The following is a 23,756-nucleotide window of genomic DNA, read 5'->3' on the forward strand; positions in this document are numbered from 1 at the left end:
TGAGGATATGGATGTTATACTTTATGATACCAAAATAACAGGTTTTCTTTACATTACAAAATTATTTCCTATTTAGGGAAAGTCATCCTGTAATCTACTCTTATTTTACCTTTGGTAATATCTTCCAGCTTACTTTTCAACATTCTGCGCTTTAATGGCTTCAGGTGATCGATGAATAAAACCCCGTCGATGTGGTCATATTCATGGAGGATTACCCGGGCAGTCACGCCGGTGAATGTTCTTACATGCGGGGTAAAATTCTCATCCACATAGCTCAGGGTAACGGTTTCCGCACGGTTTACATCTTCACGCACCTTTGGAATGCTCAAACATCCTTCATTATATGCCCACTCTTTTCCGCCGGTTTCCACGATATGTGCATTGATAAATACACCTTTTACCCCTTCATCTCCGGGATAATCGTTCTTTTCGTCTTCTTCCAGGTTATGAATAATCTGCTCACTATCTACCACAAACAGCCGGATCGCCTTATTTACCTGTGGAGCAGCAATGCCCACACCGTTAGAACCATACATGGTTTCCCACATATTGGCAATCAATTCCTTCAGGTTTGGATATTCAGGAGTGATGTCTTCTGCTACTTTTCTCAATACCGGGTGCCCGTAAGCTACAATTGGCAAAATCATGTTCAAATACTTGGTTTAATCCGCAAAGATAGACAATTTCGGAGTTCAGCGGAGGTTGTCTTTCTCAGGATTACGCTGATTTTGGTGATTTTTTATATGTTATTATATTTTATTACGGAGATATTCCTGTAATATAATAGTGGCACTTATTTCGTCTACCAGGGCTTTATTCCGGCGGTCCATTTTCTTCAGACCGCTGTCGATCATCGTCTGGAAGGCCATTTTAGAGGTAAAACGCTCATCTACCTTTACAACAGGGATATCGGGGAAATTCTTTTTAATGATGCGGATACACTCTACCACCAGTGCAGTGGCATCGGTAGCGTTACCATCCAGTCCTTTGGGTTCTCCTATTACAATCGTTTCCACCTGTTCGGCGGCGAAGTACTTTTTCAGAAAGGGAATAAGGTCGTGCGTGGCAACGGTGGTAAGCCCGGTGGCAATCATCTGTAAAGGGTCTGTTACGGCCAGTCCCGTTCTCTTTTTTCCGTAATCTATTGCCATCAGGCGGGCCATATACTAGCTTTTAACAGGGTTAGGGCTAATGAAAAACGAGCATATCTGTGATCGCAAAAACAGCGAACACCACGCTCGCAATCCCGTTGGTAGTCATAAACATGATATTGATCCTGCTGAGATCATTGGGTTTTACCAGTAAATGCTGGGAAACGAGCATCACCACAAAAACAGCCGCTCCTATCCAGTAGATCCAGTGAAAATGCCCGGTTAAGCCGATAGTCACTACCAGCGCGGCCGCTATCACATGAAGTAATTCAGAAAACCGCAGGGCGCCGGAAAGTCCCAGCCAGGCCGGAATGGAATTCAGCTGCTGTGATTTATCAAAATCCTCGTCCTGCAGGGAGTAAATAATATCAAATCCGGATACCCAGCATAATACCAGGAAAGATACCAGTACCGGTAACAGTGCAAAACTACCGGTTACTGCCAGGTAAGCGCCTATAGGCGCCAGCGACAATCCCACGCCCAGCACCAGGTGGCAAAACGCGGTAAAACGCTTGGTATAGCTATATCCCAGCACCACCAGCAAAGCTACCGGCGACAGGTAAAAGCATACCGGGTTGATAAACCAGGTAGCGATAATAAACAATACCACATTGGCTATAATAAAGAACAGGGCATTTTTGGGAGATATGATACCGGCCGGGATTTCCCTTTTTGCCGTACGTGGATTGAGCTTGTCGATATCCACATCCAGCCACCGGTTGAATGCCATTGCAGCGCTGCGCGCAAACACCATGCACAGCACTACCAGTAAAAAAGTAACCCAGTTGAAGCCGCCGCCTCCTTTGGTGGTAGCCATAAAAAAGCCGGTGAGGGCAAAAGGCATGGCAAAGATGGTATGACTGAACTTTACCAGCGATAAATACTTGTTGACCGTAGAAATCATATAATTAATCCTTTAAGCCTTCTTCAATTTTACAAAGATATCCCAAACCACAATACCAGTGCTCACGGAAATATTCAGGGAATGCTTCATGCCCAGCTGGGGAATTTCGATACAACCATCTACCAGCTTCATTACTTCCCCGTCCACCCCACTCACTTCATTCCCAAAAACCAGTGCCAGCGGCTGATCTGCCGGAGGCGTAAAACTATTCAGCATATAACTGTTCACCGCCTGCTCAATGGCCATCACCCGGTACCCGGCTGCTTTCAGTTCCTGTACCGCGCTCACGGTGGTGTCAAAATACTGCCACTCCACCGTTTCGGTAGCGCCCAAAGCCGTTTTATTGATATCGCGGTGCGGTGGCACCGGCGTATAGCCACAAAGAATGATCCCCTGTACCAGGAATGCATCCGCGGTACGGAACACTGATCCCACGTTGTGCATGCTGCGTATATTATCCAATACCAGTACAATAGGCGTTTTATCGGCAGCCTTGAACTCTTCCACCGTTTTACGGCCCAGTTCATCCATGCTTAATTTTCTCATCACCTGCAAAGATAATAGGATGGGATGAGTTTTATATATTTGCGCCATGGCAAAAAGTAAAACGGAAGAAACACCGCTCATGCAGCAACATAAGGCCATCAAGGACAGATACCCTGATGCCGTACTGTTGTTCCGTGTTGGCGATTTTTATGAAACGTTTAATGAGGATGCAGTTATAGCCGCCCGCGTACTGGGCATTGTGTTAACCAAAAGGGCCAATGGGTCCGCCTCTTATGTTGACCTGGCAGGATTTCCCCACCACTCGTTAGATACTTATCTCCATAAGCTGGTAAAAGCCGGTCACCGGGTGGCCGTGTGCGACCAGCTGGAAGATCCCAAAACAGTAAAAGGCATTGTTAAACGTGGCGTCACCGAAATGGTCACACCTGGCGTAGCCATCAACGATAAGCTGCTCGAAAACGCCAGCAACAACTTCCTGGCGGCGGTTCATTTTGGTGCAGACACCACCGGTGTGTCTTTCCTCGATATTTCCACCGGCGAGTTTTTTATTGCAGAAGGCAGCACGGAATATGTGGATAAGCTCCTCCAGAGCTTCCGTCCGGCGGAAGTACTGTTCGCCAAACAACAACAGAAAAATTTCAAAGCCACTTTCGGCACCCGTTTCTACACCTATACGATGGATGAGTGGATATTTACCACCACCTATGCGGAAGAAATACTGCTGAAACATTTCCAGACCCATTCCCTGAAAGGATACGGCGTGGAAGGCCTGCCCGCTGCTATTATTGCTGCCGGCGCCACCCTTCACTACCTGAAAGATACCGAGCATCCCAACCTCCAGCATATTACACGCATGCAGCGCATCAGCCAGGACGATTTTCTCTGGATGGACCGCTTCACCGTGCGCAACCTGGAGCTGCTCAACAGCAGCGTGGAAAACGGCCATACCCTCCTGAAAGTACTGGACAATACCGTTACCCCCATGGGGGCACGCCTGCTCAAACGCTGGATGGTATTCCCTCTCCGCGATATCAAAGCCATCAACGAACGGCTGGATACCGTGGAATACTTTATCAAAGAAACCGATCTCTCCAAATCCCTGGTACACCACCTGAAACAAACCGGCGACCTGGAAAGACTGGTATCCAAGATACCGCTGAAGAAAATAAATCCGCGGGAAGTACTACAGCTGGCCCGCTCCCTGCAACAGGTACAGGCCGTGCAGGCACTCCTGGAAAACAGCAGCAGCGACTACCTCCGCCGGCTAAACGAAAAACTGGATCCCTGCGTCCCCTTACTGGACCGCATTCTTAATGAAATTATGGAAAACCCGCCGGTACTGGTCAACAAAGGCGGCTGCATCAAAGAAGGCGTAAACGCAGAGCTGGATGACCTCCGCAATATCGCGAACAAAGGGAAGGACTACCTGCTGCAAATTCAACAGAAAGAATCCGAAGCTACCGGCATCCCTTCCCTGAAAATAGCTTTCAATAATGTATTCGGCTATTACCTGGAAGTAACCAACACCCATAAAAACAAAGTGCCCGACCGCTGGATGCGCAAGCAAACACTGGCCAACGCCGAACGCTATATTACGCCCGAACTGAAAGAGTATGAAGAAAAGATTGTAGGGGCGGAAGATAAGATCCAGGTGCTGGAAAGCAGATTGTTCGACGACCTGGTACAAAGCCTGCAGGCGTTTATTAAGCCGGTACAGGAAGATGCGCAGGTGTTTGCGCGGATCGACTGCCTCCTGTGTTTTGCACATAATGCCATGCAGTACAAGTACCGTCGCCCGAATATCACGGAAGGATTTGACCTGGTCATCAAAGAAGGCCGTCACCCGGTGATCGAAAGAGGACTCCCTGCCGGTGAAAGCTATGTTTCCAACGATCTGCAGCTGGACAAAGCATCCCAGCAGATCATTATTCTTACCGGACCCAACATGTCCGGTAAATCGGCCCTGCTGCGGCAAACAGCGCTCATCACCCTGATGTCGCACATGGGCAGCTTTGTACCTGCCACCAGTGCTGATATTGGTCTTACCGATAAAATATTTACCCGTGTAGGCGCTTCCGATAACCTGAGCGGCGGTGAATCTACCTTCATGGTGGAAATGAACGAAACCGCCAGCATCATCAACAGCATTACCCCGCGCAGCCTTGTGATACTGGATGAAATAGGGCGCGGTACCAGCACGTACGACGGGATCTCCATTGCCTGGAGCATCGTGGAATACCTCCACGATATGACGGCGCACTGCCCTAAAACGCTGTTTGCCACGCACTATCATGAGTTGAATGAACTGGAAAACAAACATGCGCGGGTAAAGAACTTCCATATCACTAATATGGAATCGGGGAACAAAATTATTTTCCTGCGTAAACTGGCGCCGGGCGGAAGTCGCCACAGCTTTGGTATTCACGTGGCGCGCATGGCGGGCATGCCGCCTGAGCTGATCAACAGGGCCAATGAAGTGCTGGCAAATCTCGAAGAAAAACATATTGATGCGCCATTGCAGAAAAACATAAAACAGATCAGCACACCCTCTCAGAAACTACAGCTGAATATATTTGACGCCCACAGTGATGTGTTCCAGCAGATCCGTGAGAAACTGGATACTGTGGATATTAACCGGTTAACACCGGTGGAAGCATTGCTGAAGCTGAGCGAGATTAAGAATATGATCGGGTAGGTTTCTGATCGTCTTTATAATAAAAAACGTCCCGGAATATCCGGGACGTTTTTTTATTATAATCATTGTTCACTGGTCCTTAACGAACGTCCCAGAAAATTTTGATGTTGGCTTTGTCCTTTGACGCTACCTGAGCATAGTTATCAGGATTGTAAATCTGCTCTGTAGATGGATACAGCAAACGCTGTGGTGGCGTCGTGGAACCGGAAGATGTACCGGTAGCAAAAGGTAATACAGGATAACCTGTACGTCTTACTTCTGTCCATGACTCGCCTGCCTGCAGGATGAAGAAGTTCACCCATTTTTGTGTCCAGATCTTTGCCAGTTTTTGCTGGGAAGTACCGGTGTAGGCAATGGCTGGCCTGGCAATGAAACTGCTGATAACAGTGCCGGACGGTGTAGGCAGTATAGGCCACACACCAGAGCTGAATACAGCAGATTGGTTAATACTGTAATAAAAATTTACTGATTGAGCAATACCGTTTTCATAATCTGTTTGCGGTGTACCAATGCTCCATCTTTCACCTGCTTCTGCTTTCAGGAAGCTTACTTCAGATGCCGTAAATATTACGCCAGGCACATTGTAGTTATTAAAGAAAGTAGCGGTATCGTAGGTAGCATACCCTAAGTTTTCATAATCAGTAGCAGTACCATTTGCCGGGAAACCATGCATACCGTGCTTTGCACCCGCATCCCAATAAACATCTGTACGTGGATCACCATTGATCGCCATCACAGTATCCAGCAGAAAAGCAGGTGCAAACGGACTACCCGTCAGAGCGCTTTGCAGGTCGCTTTTTAAAGTAGGCGAACTCATTTTGATCAATACGTTCTGAGAATTGTCACTCACCAGCGGATATTTGGACGGGTTGGTCAGCATAGCTGTTACCGCTGTTTTGGCATTAGCTTCTTTCACATAAGAAGTATGCATCAACAGGCGCAGGCGCAGGGAGTTAGCATAACGCCTCCAGGCGGTAAGATCACCATTCAGCACGAAATCAGCTCTCTGAAAAGCGGCTAACGTTTCAACAGAGATAGAAGCCGTTTCAAAATAACTGTTCAGGTTGTCCAGTCCGGCAATCAGTGTATCATACACAGCAGCTGCATTATCAAAAGGTGCAGGTATCACCACACGGTCCGTGTTGAGAGAACCAGCCTTGCTGAAAGGAATATCTCCCCAGAGATCTATCATTTGTGCAGCCTGATCGTACAACACCACTTTGGCACAGTTCAGGAAAATCAGTTGATCTGCCTGCTGGGCCGGCGTCAGGTTACTATAAGTAGTTTCCATTTCCCGGTAGTTAGCCATGATACCCGGACCAACATAGTTCAGGTCATTATCGTCGCTTTTGCTACCTGCGTAAAAATCGATCCAACGGTTCTCTGTATAAGCCGGAGTAGGAATATACATTTTTATGGATGGCGACAGTGCCGTTGTTTGCGAAAATGCTGCAGTGGTAGGCAGTATAAAGGTCGCGTAATCCCAGTAAGACGGGCGCATACGCTTGTTCATGTACATACCGCTGAGCAGTTTGCTCATTGAGCCGGTAGTAGTTAACTCCGGGTTCGGGTAGGCGTCTGCAATTTGTTTCTTGCAAGAGCTGAAAGTAGCTACCAGCAAGATGAGCAGTGAAGTATTTATTAAAAGGCGTTTCATTTTAATCTGTTAAGTTCGTTTACAAATCAGTATTCTGCTAGAAACGGGCACGCAGGCTGGCTCCCAAACTTCTTGTTGGACCAACGGTACCACCATCAATTCCCTGGCTAAACCATTGAGAACCTACTGCTACTTCCGGATCTAAACCTTTTGGTAAAGTCTTCCATACATAGAAGAGGTTTCTGCCAACCAATGAGAACTGCAAACCCTGGAAGTGTAATTTTTCAACAATGCTTTTAGGCATGTTATAAGTAAGGGTTACTTCACGAAGCTTAATATAACTGTTTTTCATTACAGCATTCTCATACAGGCCATTGGTTTGCCAATCATACTGATTCATGTAATATTGCGCAGCAGTAATTACCTTTTCATTCTTCTTACCATCAGCAGTTACACCTGGTAAAATCACACCATCGTGATGTGCACCATTCGGGTTAGCCACCAGGTTACCACTGGCATAGTCAATTGCATCGTAAGCAATACCACCATGAGCAGCATCCCTGTATTGCAGGGTACTGTTAAACATACCTGCACCGATCTGATAGTAGTAAGGAATAGATACGAGATCGCCACCTAAACGGTAATCCAGCGTAAAATCCAGCGTAAAGTTTTTATAGCGGAGCGAGTTGGAGAAACCACCCACTACTTTAGGCATGATGTTACCGGCTAATTCCCATGCGTTGGTATTAGCGGTATAAATACCATCTGCATTTACCAGGTAGTTACCGTTCGCGTCTTTATCACGTGGGTGTACATAAATGTTACCCAATGGATCACCTACGTTGGATTGCAGCAACAGGTAACCACCGTCATAACTCTGCATGGTTAAGGTTGTCATACCATCTCTCAGCGCGGTCAGCTTGTTCTTGTTGATGGCAAAATTAAAGCGGGTAGTCCAGCTGAAATTTTTGGTAGTGATGGGAGAAGCATTGATAGCTGCTTCAAAACCGGAGTTGCTGAGGTCCCCTGCATTCATGATCTGAGAGGTAGCACCACCGGATGCTGGTGTACTCATAGTCAGGATTTGATCCATGACTTTGTTATTATAGTAACTGAAGTCTACACCAATCTTATTTTTCAGGAACCTTGCCTCGAAGCCAACCTCAGTTTCCCTTTTCTTTTCGGATCTCAACTCTTCATTACCAAAGGCGCTGGGATTGGTTTGCTGATAGGGAATGTTATTTTTACTGAGGGTAACCGTGTAAGGATTGTAGGCAACATTAGCCTGGTACATGTTTGGATGATTACCCACCAGACCGTAAGAAGCCCTGAATTTCGCATAATCCATGAAAGAAGGCAACTTTACTACTTCTGACAACAGGAAACCAGCATTCACGGAAGGATAGAAGTACTTGTTATTTTTTACCGGCAAAGTGGAGGTAGACTCATAACGACCGGTTCCTTCCAGGAACAAAAATCCTTTATAAGCCAGGTTCACCATACCAAAGCCGGCTACATCAATCTGTTCTGCGCGAACTCCTGTTGCATACAACGGATCAGCAGAGTTGGCCAAACTGAACCAGTTTTCATCCATCAAACCACCTTTCGTCTGGGTAAACTGATTCTTATATTTCTGTTTGCGGCCCGTAACACCACCGGTGAAAGACATATCAAAGTCCTTCGCTACTTTAGGGTTATAGATCAACATCGCATCTCCATAAAAGGAGTTATTATTACGGGTATTCAGCGCATACTGACCGGTATAGCCATAAACAGCCGGTTTGGTGTTGTATTGCTGATCGGAAGTTGTAACATTGGTGAAGTCACCACCTACACGGCCTCTGAAACGCAGACTATTCAGAAGGCTTACATTCAGCGTAGCGCTGTTGATAAAGCGATTCTGTGTTTCATCATACCTGTTACGCAGGTTATTCCACAGATAGTCCATCAGGTTGGTAGCCCTGAAGCGGTATGCCATTTTCTCATCCTGATCGTACTGGTTATTGTCCGCAGCTACATATTTGTAACCGTTACTGGTCTGATATTTATTGAAGAACGTACTCATGTCATCGAAGCGGCTGAAGAAGCCATCGAATGACCCAAATATGTTACTCATCACATTCGCGCGGTTGTGAACAAAGGTGTTGTTATAAGTAGATATCAGATCTACGCTGACCTTGTCACTTAATTTTAATGTACCGTTGAAGTTAAAGTTGTTTTTATAGAGATTACTTCCTGGCATAATACTCTTATAATCTACACGATTGTAAGAAAACCGGAAACTACCTTTATCGCTTGCGTTGGAAATAGCCACGTTGGCTGCAGAGTTATAACCATTCTGGAAGAAGTCCTTGTAGTTATCTTTCTGCGCTACATACTTGCGGGTAGTGCCATCCCAGTATTTCACGTCGCGGCCGTCGAATTTTGGTCCAAATTGATCGTACGCTCTGTAATAAGGATGCATAGCACCATCAGCGTCTGTAATCCAGCCATCTGGTGTAGCACCTACGGAGATGTTGGTTGCGGGGTCATAACCGGGACCATATTCATTCTGGTAATCCGGTGTAGCTGCGAGTTTCTCCTGGTTGTAAACATAATTAACGTCTACATTCAGGCCGCGGCCTTTCGCTCCTTTCTTGGTGGTAATTACCACCACCCCGTTAGTGGCTTCAGAACCGTACAAAGCAGATGCACTGGCGCCTTTGAGGATCGTCAGTGTTTCAATGTCTTCCGGGTTGATATCCAGTGCACCATTCCCCTCAATCCTTGAGTTGCTGGTACCAAAAGTGTTGGTGGTAGGATCATTAAAGTTTCTCAGCGGTACACCATCCACTACGTACAGCGGTTGTGTGCTCAGGCTTACAGAAGAAACTCCTCTTACCTGTACGGAAACACCACTGGCAGCGCCACCGGGAGCAGACACGATTTTCACACCGGCTGCTTTACCATACAAGGCAGAAGCAAAGTTGGTACTTCCGCTTTCGGTAATTTCTTTGGAACTTACGGTGCTAACAGAGTAACCCAGTGCCTTGGCTTCTCTCTTAATACCCATAGCGGTAACCACTACTTCATTCAGATTCTTGTTGTCTTCTTTTAATACAATGTTTACGGCAGACTGTCCATGAACAGCTACTTCCTGGTTGATAAATCCAATGTAGGAAAAAACGAGTGTAGCGCCGTCTGCTACCTGGATTTTAAAATTTCCATCGGGGCCGGTTGTAGCTCCGTTGGAGGCGTTTTTCTCTTTTACGGTAACACCCGGTAAAGGTGTTCCTTTTGCGTCCTTAACGGTTCCCGCAACAGCTTTCTTATCCTGCGCCCACGCAGTGATACAGCAGCATAAGAAAAGCAACGTGGTGAGAAGAAGTGATCTTCGCATAGCTTTCTTTTGGTTTAGTGAATTATAACAAGTGAATCAGACACATAAGCAAAAAAGACACGAAAGTCCCGCTACCATTAACTTGCCTGCATTGCACAGGAGTCCTGATGGTAATCACGTGGTTTCCGTTCTTAAATAATCAAATGGAATTACTCCATTGGCATTAATTGTTATTCTGACATCATACCAGTAGTAAAACGTTTTAGCAATACCACATAAAAAAAACCTGTACCCACCTTCACATTTCTTTTTCACTACAAGTTTGGCTGATCCCTCTGAATAATGGTTTCAAACTTAGGGATAATTATGAGAAGTGCAAAGAAGATTTAACAATTTTTTTATTTATCGTTAACAGCTCGTTAAGAAAGAGAAAATAATATTCCATGTGATCAAAATAGCATTAGGAGGTGATCGCCTTCGGCGATGCGGAAATTGTCTTAGCTCAGGATTACACTGATTATACTGATTAGCTGGATTTTTACTTTTTGGATTTTTTAAAGACTAAGGGAGATAAGAACGGAGATACTTAATTTATCCGTTTGCAATCTCAGTCATAAGCGACCCCGATTGGGGAGATAATCCATAGATAAGCCGTATCTAAGCTGTATCTATATAGGTACGGCTTATCTATGGCTTACCCTCGTTTTATCTCCCGATATAATATGAATATACGGAGTCACACCTTCTGATTACAGTTGGTTACATAACGATTAAGGGAGATAACAGCAGTATCTCCGCTCTTATCTCCCTTAATCTTTAAAAAATCCAAAAAGTAAAAATCCAGCTAATCAGTATAATCAGCGTAATCCTGAGCCAAGACAATTTCCGCATCGCCGAAGGCGATCACCTCCGCGAAGACGCGCGGATAATCAATTCCGGCTCCAGCACTACCTGTTGTTGTGGAGAAGCAGGTGCCCCTGCCGGATGATTTAATTCTTTCATCAACACTTCCACAATACTTTTCCCGATGGCAGCAATAGGTTGTGAAACACAGGTAATGGAAGGACTATGCAAACGAAACAGGTCGTGGTCATCAAAGCCCACCAGTCCGATCTCTTTTCCTATTTCCCATCCCATTGAGCGGATGGTTTCAATACCCGCAATGCCCAGGTAGTTGGTGGCAAAAAATACGGCGTCTACGCCCTTTGCAGCAGTGAGGAATTTCTTTATTTCATTATTGAAACTTTCGCGGTCCAGGTCGAATGGCAGGCGTTTCACGAACGATTTATTAAAAGGAATTTTATGGTCTTTGAGTGCCGCCGTGAAGCCATCCAGCCTGTCTTTCATCTGCGTTTGATCAGATGCGATGGTAACAATCGCAATTTTCTTATAGCCTTGCTCCACCAGGTGCGCAGTAGCATCATAGGCGCCCTTATAGTTGTTGAGCACCACATAGTGACAGTTCACATGCGGGAAATAGCGATCCACCAGCACCAGCGGCTTCGCAGCCGATTGAAGCAGTTCTATTTCTTTGTCGAGGTTTTTGGTGGGCGTAATAATATAACCATCTACCTGCCGGTACTTCAGCACTTCCAGTAGTCCCTTTGCCTTTTCCGTATTATCTTCCGTACTGCCGTAAAGTACTTTATAACCGTGCTTGTCGGCCTCGTCTTCCACTACTTTAGCCAGCGTGGCGAAGAAGTTGTTCGCAATGTCCTCCACAATAAGACCAATCGTTTTGGTTTTGCCGGTTCGCAGTCCGCGGGCAAGCTGGTTGGGTTTATATTTTAGCCGGGTTGCAATTTTCTGGATTTTCTTACTTACCTGTTCACTGATTCTTTTCTCCTTTGCTTTACCGTTGAGTACAAAAGATACCGTTGTGGGAGATACTCCGGCCTGTTTTGCAATATCTTTAATAGAGATCCCTTTCATAGAAAAAATGCTACATCGATTTAGCCGGACGTAATTTACAAAATGAAGTTGGAAATTACATTGTTGTACTAATTATTCCAAGTACCCCCGCCAAAACTATTGCCCTACCCCGGTTGATTTTCTATCACATAAAAAGGTTATTTTCGGGAAAATGATATTTTTTTAACCAATTTTTAATAATTTGGCATCATTCATAGGACGATATCAATACTACTCACCTGCCTGCATAGGGTTCCCCTGAGCCAGGATAATGGCGATGGTAATAAAGTATAGGACGGTCACAGTAATATAGTAGCTTAAATTAATACATGAATGAAACCCATCCTTATTAAAGTTGGGGCTTTTGCCGATAATCAGATCACGATCATAGAAAGAAGTGATCCTTATTTCAATACACCATTCCACTTCCACCCGGAGTGCGAGCTGGTATATGTTACGGAAAGCCATGGGAAGAGAATTGTAGGGGATAGCATCGAAAGCTTTGAAGAAGGCGATATGGTGTTTCTCGGTCCGCATATTCCGCATGTATGGTATAATGAAGAAGAATACTATAAGGGAGATGAAAATCTGAAAGCCCGCTCTGTGGTTATCTATTTTCCCAAAGACATATTCGGGGAGAAATTTTACGGATTGCCGGAAACCAAAGCACTCAGTGAACTATTTCACCGGGCACAAAGAGGGATGAAAATCACCGGCGCCACCCATGAACTGCTGAAACCCGAAATCCTGGCGCTTCCGCGGAAGGAGGGACTGGACCGCATCATTTCCCTTCTCCATATCTTAAAAACACTTTCGGAAACCCGCGACTGCTACTACCTGGCCAGCACCGGTTACTCTCACGCCTACAACGTAAAGGATAATCATAAGATCGATGAAGTGTTCAAGTACGTCATGAATAACTTCTCCAAGGAAATATCCCTGCAGGATGTGGCCAGCATCACCAACCTCTCACCCCAATCCTTCTGCCGCTTCTTTAAAAACCGTACAAAAAAATCCTTTGTACAGTTCCTCAATGAAGTACGTATCGGTCACGCCTGTAAACGGTTAACCGAGGAAGACTGGTCCATCGCGGAAATCGCCTACTCCTGCGGCTTTAAAAACCTTTCCAATTTCAATCGCTTCTTCAAGGAAATTGTAGGCAAAACTCCCAAGGAATATAAAAATGAACTGCGCCTGAAGGAAGCATGATAAAAAATGTAATTATTTTATCATTTGGTTCTTTAGTTATTTTAAAAAGTAAGCGCCAAATGTCAGAATATCAAAATTTTCTTCTTACATTCATTTCAGTAATTATCAACCAAAACGCTTAATTACTACTGTAATTCGATGTACAGCAGTTATTCCGACAACCAGCTAATTTCGCTGCTGAAAAGCGACGACAGCGCTGCCTTCAATGCCATCTACGACCGCTACAGTAAAATGCTGTATTTATTCATACACAGCAAACTGGATGCCTCAGAGATCAGCAAAGATGTGCTGCAGGAACTCTTTATTTCCCTATGGGAGAAGAGACATTCACTGATCCTCAAAGAATCATTGAAAGCTTACCTGTACCAGGTAGCCCGTCACAAAATCATCGATATTTACCGGAAAAACGCCACTTACCGCAAATACCTGCAGCAACTCATCGAACATTTCGATGCCCAGCCGCATTCCATCACGGAAACAGTAGACAATAAAGCACGGACACAGGAACTGTTTGAGGCGATCAACCACCTGCCCGACCGCATGAAAGAAATTTTCATGCTCAGCCGGTTTGAAAACCTCACCGTAGAACAGATCTCCACTCATCTTGGCCTTTCCCAACAGACGGTAAAAAACCAGATTACCAAAGCATTGAAGATACTAAGGACCAGTTATGCCAGGACCGACCTGATCGTACTCCTGATATATATTTATTTGTTTATTTAGCCCGCAGGCCCATAGCCAGGTAAAAAATAATTAAATGTACATGGTACCTTTTCCACGTTATTACGACTTATCAACACATAAAACGGCAACAGGTGGACACAGAACAGATTAAAATATTGCTGGAGCGATATAACCAGGGGAATTGCTCACCGGAGGAAGCTGCTATTGTAGATCAGTGGTTTGAAAATATTAACCGGCATAAGTCCACTTACATAGCAGATAAAGAACTGGACCACGAGCTCGACAGCATCCGTTTACAACTCAATGAACATATCACACCCACGCCAAAGGTGCGGCATATCCATACCCGTTACTGGTACGCCGCAACTGCGGCTATCATATTACTGGCAGCGGGGCTTTTCTGGTTTAACCAACAAACGCCCCGTACCGGGCCAGGTGCCGGCAACTTCCAGCCTCCGGTTATTGCGCGGCAATCCAACCGGATCATCAGGAACGGATTTGTGGAAATCACCACGCCCAAAGGCAATAAAGAAAGTATTACCCTCGAAGACGGCAGCTCCCTGGAACTGAACGCCGGTAGTAAAGTACGCTACCCCGAACATTTCGACAGCAACAGCCGCACCATTTTCCTGGAAGAAGGAGAAGCCTTTTTTAATGTAGCCGCCGACCCGGCCAGGAAATTTGTGGTGAATACCGGCGAACTGGCCACCACCGCACTCGGTACCGCCTTTAATATACGCGCATATGCCAGCGAACATAAAGTAACCGTAGCACTTGTGAGCGGCAAGGTAAAAGTAGACCAACTGAATAAAAACAGCCAATCCGCTTCATCACTCATTTTGCTGCCAAGTGAACAGATCAGCTACGACCCTATTTCACTTAGCCTCGTAAAATCTGTTTTCAATAAACCCGAAGACATCACCGGCTGGAAACAGGGATACCTTGTATTCAAAGATGCTCCCTATAATGAAATAGTAACAGGTATAGAAAATCGTTATGACGTTACCGTTATCAACGAAAGCGACAAAAAAGAATGGAACTACAACGGCTCTTTCAAAAACGAAAGCCTGAAAGACGTCATGGATATTATTTGCCTGGCCAAATCCCTTTCTTATACCATTAAAAACGATACCGTTCACCTGCAAAACAAAAACTAGTCCATATGAGGGTAAAGCCATGCCCCATGATGTGGTTTGTATCCATGGGGTTGATGCTGACACTACTGTTGGCGGGGAGCTTGAACACAACGACTAGTGCCATCACGCAAACACCCGACCCGCCCACAGGTATAGTTGTCACCATACAGGTAAAAAACAAAAACCTGGAAGAAGTAATGGCCGAAATTTCGGTAAAAACAGGACTAAACTTTCATTACGACAAAGCTGATCTTAACCTGAAGAAAAAGATTACGTTAAACTGTACGAAAACACCCATTGATGAAGTACTTGCGTTATTATCAGTTCAGGCCGGATTAAAGTTTACCCTTATCAACAACAAAATCATTGTAGGCGCAGAAAGTGAAGCCAAACCCTCACCCACTGCAGACCTGCTGAATCATGTATCCCTGGAGAGAGAGATCAGTGGAACAGTACGCGATAACAAAGGCACGCCGCTCCCGGGAGTCACCATTCAGATCAAATATTCCAATAAAGGAACCCAATCTAACGCCGATGCTGGTTTTTCACTAAAAGCCAGCACCGGCGACGTGCTGGTGTTTAGTTCCGTTGGCTTTATCACCCGGGAAGTTACCCTGAGCGCCGACCCACACCTCGATGTACGCCTGCAGGAAAATGTAAAGGCACTCAATGAGCTGGTGGTTACCGCACTAGGCATCCAGAAAAAAAGCAGGGAACTGCCCTACTCTACCCAACAGCTGGATGGAGATGACCTGCAACTGGTGAAAGATGCGAACGTTATCAACAGCCTGAACGGAAAAACAGCCGGCGCCACCATCACCCGCAGCGCCTCCGGTGTTGGCGGCTCCGTGAGAGTAGTACTGCGCGGCAACAAATCCACCCGCGAAAACCAGCCCCTTTATATCGTGGATGGCGTACCTTATGCCAACTACACACCCGCGCAACCTTCAGATGTATGGGGCCAGTCGCACAACATCATCGGCGCCGGCGGCCGCGATGGCGGCGATGGCATCTCCAACATCAACCCCGACGATATTGAAAGCATCAGCATCCTGAAGGGCGCTTCTGCTGCCGCCCTCTATGGCAGCCAGGCTGCCAACGGCGTGATCCTCATCACCACCAAAAAAGGAAAACCCGGCAGAAGCAAAATCGAGGTTTCTTCCGATTATACCCGGGAAATGCCCGCAATCCTGCCCCCGCTGCAATATCGCTACGCACAAACCGATACGCCCGGCGTAGATAAAGTAGGCACGCCACAACCCGGATCACTCGGCAGCTGGGGCAGACCTGTGAACGCACCCGATCATGTAAAAAACTTTTATAACACCGGCTCCACCTTTACCAACACCATCGCCTTCAGCGGCGGCACAGAAACCGCACAGAGTTACTTCTCCTACGCCAACACCACCAATAAAGGAATTCTTCCCACCAACAAATTCGACCGCCATACGGTGAACCTGCGCGAAACCCTGAAGCTGCTGAACGACAAACTGGTAATGGACGCCAATGTATCCTTTACCGCACAAAACACGACTAACCGGTTGTCATCCGGATTGTACTACAGTCCCATTTCCGGGCTCTATACCTTCCCCCGCGGGCAGGACTTCGACTATTACAAAAACAATTTTGAATACTACGACCAGGGCCGCGACCTGTACATGCAGAACTGGTGGAACATCCGCAATGATAAAAAATGGATTGGCCAGGACGACCAGCAAAACCCCATGTGGGCGCTGTACCGCGACCTGCGCCTGGATTCCCGCTACCGCGGCCTCGCTACCATATCGCTTACCTGGCAATTGAACGATTGGCTGTCGCTGAAAGGGCGCGGCAACTTTGACAAATCGCTCGATCAATACGAACTGGAAGCATACGCCGGTACACAAATCGTACTCGCCGGTTCCAACGGCCGGTATACCCTCGAACGGGAATTTAATACCCAACTGTACGGGGATATCATGCTGAATGCCAGCCGCAAAATGAACAAGTGGCTGCACCTGGCCGGTAATATCGGTGCAAGCATCACCGACACCAAAGCACACGAACGCACTTTTAACGGCTCCAATCCCAATGCCGATCCGGGACTCACGTACCCTAATAAATTTTCGGTATCCAATATCCTGAGTACCTCGCTCGATGCACAACACAGCATAGATCAGAAACAATTGCAGGCCGTATTCGGCAATGTGCAGGCAGGCATCAACAACTACCTTTTCCTGGATGTCACCGGTCGTAACGACTGGTCCAGCACCTTTGCCTATACCTCTACCCTGCATAAAGGATACTTTTACTATTCCGCCGGGCTGTCTGCCGTATGGAGTGAGATGTTTAAAATGCCCGCCTTCATTGATTTCCTGCGTTCCCGTATTTCCTACGCCAAGGTTGGTAATGATATCGCCGCTTACGCATCCCGGCCGGCGGCATTTACGTTACAAACCATTGCCGGCGTAACACGGGTAGTATTGAATCAACGTACCCTGTATCCCGGTCTCAGCCTGGAACCGGAAGACAACCGTTCTTTTGAAATAGGACTGGAAACACATTTGCTGAAAAACAGGATCACCGCCGATGTAACCTTCTATAAAAATAATAACTACAAGCAGTACATGGAAGTGCCGGCGCCATTGGGTAACAGGTATAACACCTACTACCTCAACATGGGGAATATACAAAACCAGGGCTGGGAAGCTACGCTCACCTTAATGCCTATACGTAATAAGGCAGTATCGTGGACCAGCACCATCAACTTTGCCGCGAATAAAAATAAAATCGTTTCTCTTTCCAATTCCAGGATCATTGGAGCGGATACGAGCAGCATGTTTGTGCTCACCGATTTCGGGGTAAATATGTTTGGCTCCTTCATTATGGAAGGCGGCTCCTGGGGCGATATCTACTCCAATAAAGAATTGTTGCAGAACGATAAGGGCGCTTATGTAATTGATGCTGCCGGCAAATTGCAAACGCGCAACGCATTTAAAAAAGTAGGCAATCCCAATCCTGATTTCACATTGGGATGGAACAACAGCATCGACTATAAAAATTTCAACCTGAGCTTCCTCATCGACGGCCGCTTCGGCGGCAAGGTGATGAGTGTAACACAGGCGGTATTGGACTGGTATGGCGTAAGTGAAGAGAGCGCCAAAGCCCGCGATAAAGGCGGCGTGGAAATAAATGCGGTGAACAGCAATGGAACGCCTTACAGCGGAAAACTGGATGCGCAAAGCTACTATACCACCATTGGCGGCAGGGCCGGCATCGGTGAAATGTATATGTACGACGCCACCAACATCCGCTTACGGGAACTGAGCCTGAGCTACCGCATACCGCTGAAGTGGAAATGGATACGGAATATGCGGATGGGCATCGTAGGCAGGAACCTTTTCTTTTTTGAGCTGCATGCACCATTTGATCCGGAAGTATCGATGGGAACAGGCAACGGACTGCAGGGCGTAGATGTTTTTGGCTTACCGCCCACGCGAAGTATGGGGATCAACCTGAGATTAGGCATTTAAAATACTCACCAATGAAAAGCTGGAAAATCGCCACATTATCCGCCGTTATGGCAATTCTGCTGGCAAGTGCATGTACGAAGAATTTTGATGAGATTAACAGAAACCCTTTCGACTTTACAGAAGAGGAGCTGAAAGCCGATTACCGGCTGATGGGGGAACCCTTATCCCAGGCGCAACTGAACCTGCTTATTTATAACGACCCGCCTACCGCGCAGTTACAACAGAATCTGAATGCAGATGTTTTCTCCGGCTATATGATGGCCCCCACTCCTTTTGAGGGCAATATCAATAACACCAACTATGGCCTGTTGTACTACTGGAATAATAAACCATGGCAGGTAACTTACAGCAACGTAATGAAGACCTGCGATTTTGCACAGTCGAAAGCGAAAGGCCATTATGCCGATTTTTATGCCTGGGCGCAGATCATCAAAGTGGAAGCCATGCACCGCATCAGCGATATTTACGGTCCCGTGATCTACACAAAATATGGTATACTGAATGAAGAAATGGGCATTGATTATGATTCACAGCAGGAAGCGTACTATGCTTTTTTTAAAGACCTGGATGAAGCGGTGGACACATTAACCGGTTTTATAAACAGTGGCTTCCCCCAACGCTTTGCAGCCTTCGACCTGGTATACAAAGGCGATTACACCCAATGGGTAAAATTTGCCAACACCCTTCGCTTACGGCTGGCCATCCGTATTTCCGGGATTGATCCGAAGAAAGCAAAGGAAGAAGGAGAAGCAGCGCTGCGGCATCCGCTGGGATTGCTCACAACACCTGCAGATAACTTTGCAGTGAATATTTCACCGGTTACGCATCCGCTGAATATTATGTGTTATACCTGGGCTGATCTGAGAATGAGCGCTCCCATGGAATCAATCCTCACGGGATATAAAGATCCGCGATTGGCACATTATTTTGTGCCTACCGACGATGGCGTAAATATTTACCATGGCATCCGCAACGGTATTAAGATTGCTGCCAAGGAAGAATACAGCGGCTTTTCACAACTGGTAAAGTTTGATAGCAGGATATTATTTATGACAGCCGCGGAAGCCTGGTTCCTGAAAGCTGAGGCGGCGCTGTATGGCTGGCAGGGCGCCGGTAATGCAGCTACGAGTTATGCCACCGGCATCAACACTTCTTTTAATCAATACGGCATTACTAACGCTGATGCATATATGAATAACAATATGGATAAACCCCATCCATATACGGATCCTCAAAATAGCGACAATAACATACCGGAAGGCGATCCGCATTTAAGTACGGTTACCATCAAGTGGAATGAAAGCGCTACGCTTCAACAGAAACTGGAACGGATTATCACGCAGAAATGGATTGCCATGTTCCCCGAAGGACAGGAAGCATGGAGTGAATTCCGCCGCACCGGTTACCCTAAATTATTCCCCGTAGTAATTAACAACAGCGGCGGCACCATTTCTACCGAAAAATTTATCCGCCGCCTGCCCATGCCGCAGATAGAACTCGTTACCAATCCTAAAGCAGTAGCCCGCGCAGTAGCCACGTTAAAAGGACCAGACACCGGCGGAACACCACTCTGGTGGGATCTCCGGTAATATCTCAAAAAAAAAATAAAAATAATTTAAAACAGGATAGTACTAAATATATCTCCACACGACTCCTTTCCGGAAGCGCCACATTTGAACGCTTTATGCTACGCAGCCTGTAAAAAACAGACGTTATTAAAAACAACATTTCATGTAAGGAAAACACATAACAACAAACTGCTTTGCTCAACCCGGTCAACACATTGCCATTAGCGATGAGGCCTTGCACGCCCCTATAGGCCGGTAAATGCATGTAACACGAAGAAAAACAGCCGCTAAAGGATGGTACGCGCCATGCTAACGGACATCTCATTTCCAAACAATGCACGCAATAAAAAAATGGTCAGTTTAATTCAACAATACAAATCCCATTTATTAACCAAAAAAAAGGCAAGTATGAAAAAAAACCTACGCCTTATGAAAGTGTGCGCTATGACCGGTCTGGCCCTCACTTCCATATTAGCAGACAGTGCATATGTGAAGGCAGCCAGCTATGTATGGTCGCCCGCATCTTCATTCCGTAGCACTTTCCAGGAAAAAGAAATCAGCGGCACCGTAAAGGACAGCAAAGGCAATCCTCTTCCTGGTGTTACTGTACAAATTAAAGGCGCCTCCAAAGGCACCCAAACAAGCGCAGAAGGTAAATATCACATCAATGCCAAAACCGGTGATGTACTTGTTTTCAGCTATGTTGGTTTTGCCATTAAAGAAAGTACCGTTGGCAACAGCGCTACCCTCAATGCAACCCTGGAAGACAATGTAAGAGGACTGAATGAACTGGTAGTTACCGCGCTGGGCATCCAGCGTAAAGCAAAGGATCTCACCTACTCTACCCAGCAGGTAAAAGGAGAAGATCTCACGAATGTAAAAGAAACAAACGTTATCAATAGTTTATCCGGTAAGGTATCCGGATTGCAGATCAACCGCAGCGCTTCCGGTGTGGGCGGCTCTGCCAGGGTGATTTTACGCGGACAAAAATCTATCCGTGAAAACCAGCCGCTGTACGTGATCGATGGAGTACCCATCGCGAACTTCACCAGCGCACAGCCAGGTGATCTCTGGGGACAAGCATCAGGCGCTTCCTCCGGTGGACGCGATGGTGGCGACATCCTGAGCACCATCAACCCGGACGATATTGAAAGCATCAACGTACTGAAAGGCGCTTCTGCATCTGCACTGTACGGCAGCCAGGCGGGTAATGGTGTGATCATCATTACTACCAAAAAAGGGAAAGCCGGTCAGGCAAAAGTGAACTTCTCTTCTAACTTCACTATCGACAGACCTGCATATCTGCCCGAATCACAAAACTCCTATCTTCAAACCGGCGCCGGCACTATTGATAGCTGGGGTAAAGCAGGCAGCAGTAAGGAAATTGTAAAAGACTTCTTCAAAACAGGCACCACCTGGATCAACTCCGTAAACGTAGCCGGCGGTACAGAAAAGGCACAAACCTATTTCTCCTACTCCAATACCACGAATACAGGAATAATGCCTACTGCAAAGTATGGTCAGCATACGCTCAACTTCAGGGAAACAGGTACTTTCCTCAACGATAAACTGAACATTGACGCGAATGTACAGATGACCACACAAAATGCACATAACCGCCCTACTTCCGGTTTATACTATAACCCGCTTACCGGTTTATACATCTTCCCAAGAGGACTGGACTTCGAAAGTTATAAAAACAATTACGAATACTTTTCTGCCCAACGTAACGTGAACATGCAGAACTGGTGGAATATCAATTATGATAAGGGCCAGGCGGGAGAAGACTTTCAGCAGAATCCATACTGGATCCTCAACAGGAACGTCACTGAAAACAGGAAAGATAACCTGATTGCTTCGCTGAGCTTACGTTATGCTATCAACGACTGGTTAAATGTACAGGTACGCGGTAACGCCAACAAAGCATGGGATAAATATGAACTGAAAGCAAATGCCGGTACACAAACTACCATTGCAGACGCCAACGGCCGTTATACCTACGATTACCTGACCAGCACACAATACTACGGAGATCTGTTAGTATCGGGTAACAGGAAACTGTCCGATAAACTCGGGTTCAATTTCACTGCCGGTACCAGCATCAACGACCTTAAACAAGACCGTACCTTTATAGATTCCAAAGACGGCGACCTGGCCTTTGCCAACGTATTCCACATTGGTAACCTGAACCTGAGCCCTGCCGCAAAATTAACGCCCACAGGCGCCAGAAGGCAGATCCAGTCGGTATTTGCAACAGCGGGTGTGAACCTGAGCGAAAAAGTATTCCTGGACCTGACCGCCCGTAACGACTGGTCATCCACCATGGCTTATACCCCTTCCATGAAGAAAGGTTACCTGTATTATTCAGCTGGTTTAAATACTATTCTGAGTGATGTATTTAAGATGCCTTCCGCGATCACGTATTCAAAGATCCGCGCATCTTATGCGAAGGTGGGTAACGACGTGGACCAGTTTGTAACACGCCCTACCAACCAGATCATTTCCGGAACGCTGATATCAAACATTGCCGGTCCTTTTGGCGGCGTGGCATTGAAACCAGAGATCACCACTTCCGTTGAAATCGGCACAGAGTGGAGATTCTTCGACAATCGCCTGAACCTGGATGTGACCTGGTATAATTCACACACCAAAGACCAGTACTTCGACTTCCCCGTATCCGTTGGTTACCTGTATCCTAATGCTTACCTGAATGCAGGTGATGTACAGAATACCGGTATAGAAGCCACGCTGGGTTTCCAGGTAGTTAAACAGAAGAACGTGGGTTGGAATACCGCCTTCAACTTCACCCGTAACAGGAATAAACTTATCAAACTGGCGCCGCAGTTAAACGGTGATTATACCCTCACACCAAGAGGCGATAACGTTAATACATATGCGCTAGTACTGCATGAAGGAAGCTCCTATGGCGACATTTACGGCAGGAAAGCAGTGCGCAGTGAAAGCGGTGCACTCGTAATAGATGACGAAACCGGTAAGCCAAAAGCAAAAGACGGCAAACTGGAATACCTCGGTAATCCCACACCAGACTTCCTCCTGGGATGGAGCAATACTATCAACTGGAAAAAGTTCAATGTAAACATCCTGGTAGATGGCCGCTTTGGTGGTAAAGTAATGAGTATTACCCAGGCCATGATGGACCAGTATGGCGTATCAAAAGCAAGCGCAGATGCCCGTAATAACGGTGGTGTGGATGTACCTGCTGTTTATGCCAGTGGTAAGGCATACACCGGAAAAGTTCCTGCAGATCTCTACTACCAGGGCATTGGCGGTCGCGCAGGCATCACTGAATTCTACATGTATGATGCTACCAACATCCGTTTAAGAGAATTATCCATCAGCTATAATTTCGCATTGAAACCAGGATTCTTCAAAGACATGAAGCTTGGACTGGTAGGACGTAACCTGTTCTTCATCACTAAAAAAGCGCCTTACGATCCTGAATTGAGCATGAGTACCGGCAATGGTGTACAAGGTGTGGATGTATTTGGTTTACCATCTACCCGCAGCTTTGGATTGAACCTGAAATGTGCATTTTAACCTGA

Annotated in this window: 14 protein-coding genes; 7 read left to right on the forward strand and 7 right to left on the reverse strand. The window is 46.4% G+C overall.

The window, feature by feature from the left end:
- Nucleotides 1-68: 68 nt before the first annotated feature.
- The 4 genes from def to ACLHR0_RS13835 all read right to left on the reverse strand — a co-directional run bounded on the left by def (nt 69) and on the right by ACLHR0_RS13835 (nt 2,601).
- On the reverse strand, nt 69-647 hold the full coding sequence (gene def, locus ACLHR0_RS13820) for a peptide deformylase (protein ID WP_436487306.1): 579 nt from the start codon (nt 645-647) through the stop codon (nt 69-71).
- 102 nt (nt 648-749) lie between these two features.
- Nucleotides 750-1,163, reverse strand: a complete 414-nt coding sequence (gene ruvX, locus ACLHR0_RS13825; RefSeq protein ID WP_370912340.1) for a Holliday junction resolvase RuvX — start codon at nt 1,161-1,163, stop codon at nt 750-752.
- Between the two features lie 25 nt (nt 1,164-1,188).
- The gene (locus ACLHR0_RS13830) at nt 1,189-2,055 is read right to left on the reverse strand and encodes a UbiA-like polyprenyltransferase (RefSeq protein ID WP_429050935.1); all 867 of its coding nucleotides are present in this window, start codon (nt 2,053-2,055) and stop codon (nt 1,189-1,191) included.
- A 12-nt stretch (nt 2,056-2,067) separates the two neighbouring features.
- A complete protein-coding gene (locus ACLHR0_RS13835; protein WP_436487308.1) occupies nt 2,068-2,601 on the reverse strand; it encodes an RNA methyltransferase in 534 nt (177 codons plus the stop codon).
- Nucleotides 2,602-2,647: 46 nt separating this feature from the next.
- On the opposite strand from ACLHR0_RS13835, the gene mutS reads away from it, so the two are divergent.
- Nucleotides 2,648-5,257, forward strand: coding sequence for a DNA mismatch repair protein MutS (mutS, locus tag ACLHR0_RS13840; protein WP_429063046.1), 2,610 nt, complete (start codon nt 2,648-2,650; stop codon nt 5,255-5,257).
- Nucleotides 5,258-5,336: 79 nt separating this feature from the next.
- On the opposite strand, the gene ACLHR0_RS13845 is transcribed toward mutS, so the two are convergent.
- The 3 genes from ACLHR0_RS13845 to ACLHR0_RS13855 all read right to left on the reverse strand — a co-directional run bounded on the left by ACLHR0_RS13845 (nt 5,337) and on the right by ACLHR0_RS13855 (nt 12,105).
- On the reverse strand, nt 5,337-6,914 hold the full coding sequence (locus ACLHR0_RS13845; protein ID WP_436487310.1) for a SusD/RagB family nutrient-binding outer membrane lipoprotein: 1,578 nt from the start codon (nt 6,912-6,914) through the stop codon (nt 5,337-5,339).
- Between the two features lie 37 nt (nt 6,915-6,951).
- Nucleotides 6,952-10,233, reverse strand: coding sequence for a SusC/RagA family TonB-linked outer membrane protein (locus tag ACLHR0_RS13850; RefSeq protein ID WP_436487312.1), 3,282 nt, complete (start codon nt 10,231-10,233; stop codon nt 6,952-6,954).
- 843 nt (nt 10,234-11,076) lie between these two features.
- Complete coding sequence (locus tag ACLHR0_RS13855; protein WP_436487314.1) at nt 11,077-12,105, reverse strand: LacI family DNA-binding transcriptional regulator; 1,029 nt, start codon at nt 12,103-12,105, stop codon at nt 11,077-11,079.
- Between the two features lie 312 nt (nt 12,106-12,417).
- On the opposite strand from ACLHR0_RS13855, the gene ACLHR0_RS13860 reads away from it, so the two are divergent.
- The 6 genes from ACLHR0_RS13860 to ACLHR0_RS13885 all read left to right on the forward strand — a co-directional run bounded on the left by ACLHR0_RS13860 (nt 12,418) and on the right by ACLHR0_RS13885 (nt 23,751).
- The gene (locus tag ACLHR0_RS13860; protein ID WP_079470510.1) at nt 12,418-13,293 is read left to right on the forward strand and encodes an AraC family transcriptional regulator; all 876 of its coding nucleotides are present in this window, start codon (nt 12,418-12,420) and stop codon (nt 13,291-13,293) included.
- A gap of 138 nt (nt 13,294-13,431) precedes the next feature.
- Nucleotides 13,432-14,016 carry an RNA polymerase sigma factor gene (locus ACLHR0_RS13865; RefSeq protein WP_429050949.1) on the forward strand — a complete coding sequence of 195 codons (585 nt, stop codon included), beginning with the start codon at nt 13,432-13,434 and terminating at the stop codon, nt 14,014-14,016.
- A 92-nt stretch (nt 14,017-14,108) separates the two neighbouring features.
- Nucleotides 14,109-15,134 (forward strand): FecR family protein, encoded by a 1,026-nt coding sequence (locus ACLHR0_RS13870; RefSeq protein WP_429050951.1) that lies wholly within the window; start codon nt 14,109-14,111, stop codon nt 15,132-15,134.
- A gap of 5 nt (nt 15,135-15,139) precedes the next feature.
- Nucleotides 15,140-18,625, forward strand: coding sequence for a SusC/RagA family TonB-linked outer membrane protein (locus tag ACLHR0_RS13875; RefSeq protein ID WP_436487317.1), 3,486 nt, complete (start codon nt 15,140-15,142; stop codon nt 18,623-18,625).
- 11 nt (nt 18,626-18,636) lie between these two features.
- A complete protein-coding gene (locus ACLHR0_RS13880; protein ID WP_436487319.1) occupies nt 18,637-20,214 on the forward strand; it encodes a SusD/RagB family nutrient-binding outer membrane lipoprotein in 1,578 nt (525 codons plus the stop codon).
- A gap of 387 nt (nt 20,215-20,601) precedes the next feature.
- Complete coding sequence (locus ACLHR0_RS13885) at nt 20,602-23,751, forward strand: SusC/RagA family TonB-linked outer membrane protein (RefSeq protein ID WP_436487321.1); 3,150 nt, start codon at nt 20,602-20,604, stop codon at nt 23,749-23,751.
- Nucleotides 23,752-23,756: the final 5 nt, after the last annotated feature.

This window comes from Chitinophaga sp. ARDCPP14 (assembly GCF_051362515.1).
GTDB lineage: Bacteria > Bacteroidota > Bacteroidia > Chitinophagales > Chitinophagaceae > Chitinophaga.